Origin of the sequence: Actinomadura kijaniata (assembly GCF_014138665.1) — a bacterium.
Taxonomy (GTDB): Bacteria; Actinomycetota; Actinomycetes; order Streptosporangiales; family Streptosporangiaceae; genus Spirillospora; species Spirillospora kijaniata.
Map to the genome: position 1 here is coordinate 1 of NZ_JACJIA010000032.1, position 1,487 is coordinate 1,487.

Sequence of the window (1,487 nt, forward strand, 5' to 3'; positions counted from 1 at the left end):
GTGCGGGTGCCATCGTCGTTCATCACGGTGATGTAGTCGGCCGAGACCTCCTCCACCACCCCGGCCTTGTCGGCGACGATCACATCACCGGCATCGACGGCGGCGCGGTACTCCATACCGGTGCCCACCAGCGGCGCCTCGCTGCGCAGCAGCGGCACCGACTGGCGCTGCATGTTGGAACCCATCAACGCCCGGTTGGCGTCGTCATGCTCCAGGAACGGGATCATCGCGGTGGCGACCGAGGTCATCTGCCGCGCGGAGACGTCCATGTACTGGATCTCCGCCGGCGGCACCAGCTCGATCTCGCCGCCCTTCTTGCGGACCAGGACGCGGTCCTCGACGAACGAGCCGTCCTCGTTCATCAGGGAGTTGGCCTGCGCGATGACGAAGCGGTCCTCCTCGTCGGCGGTCAGGTAGTCGATCTGGTCGGTGACCCTGCCGTCCACGACCTTGCGGTACGGCGTCTCCACGAAACCGAACGGGTTGACCCGGCCGAACGCCGCGAGGGAGCCGATCAGGCCGATGTTGGGGCCTTCCGGGGTCTCGATCGGGCACATACGGCCGTAGTGCGAGGGGTGGACGTCACGGACCTCCATGCCCGCCCGTTCCCGGGACAGACCGCCGGGACCCAGCGCCGACAGGCGGCGCTTGTGGGTCAGGCCGGCCAGCGGGTTGGTCTGGTCCATGAACTGCGACAGCTGGGAGGTGCCGAAGAACTCCTTGATCGAGGCCACCACCGGGCGGATGTTGATCAGGGTCTGCGGAGTGATCGCCTCCACATCCTGGGTGGTCATCCGTTCCCGGACCACCCGCTCCATCCGCGCCAGCCCCAACCGGACCTGGTTTTGGATCAGCTCACCCACCGTGCGCAGCCGCCGGTTACCGAAGTGGTCGATGTCATCGACCTCGATCGGCACCGCCGCGCCCCCCAGCGAGCCCTCCTCCTCACCGGCATGCAGCCGCACCAGGTACTCGATGGTGGCCACGATGTCATCCTCGGTCAGCGTGCCCTGGTTGGTCTCCAGGTCCAGACCGAGCTTCTTGTTGACCTTGTAACGGCCCACCTTGGCCAGGTCATACCGCTTGGGGTTGAAGTACAGGTTCTCCAACAGCGTCTGCGCCGACTCACGCGTGGGCGGCTCACCCGGGCGCAGCTTGCGGTAGATGTCCAGCAGCGCATCATCCTGACCGGAGGTGTGGTCCTTCTCCAGCGTGATGTTGATCGACTCATAAGCGCCGAACCGCTCACGGATCCGCGCCTCATCCCAGCCCAGCGCCTTCAGCAGCACCGTCACCGGCTGCTTGCGCTTGCGGTCGATGCGCACACCCACGTTGTCGCGCTTGTCGATCTCAAACTCCAGCCAGGCCCCCCGGCTGGGAATCACCCGACATCCATAGATGTCCTTGTCGCTGGCCTTGTCCAGCGCGCGGTCGAAGTACACCCCCGGCGACCGCACCAGCTGCGAGACCACCACCCGCTCGGTCCC

The 1,487-nt window shown here is 66.4% G+C and carries 1 protein-coding gene; it reads right to left on the bottom strand.

All coding sequences use genetic code 11. From position 1 onward, the window contains the following. Positions 1–1,487: RNA polymerDNA-directed RNA polymerase subunit B (locus tag HNR61_RS46560; RefSeq protein ID WP_512698970.1), on the bottom strand; the 1,487-nt coding region annotated here is incomplete at both ends.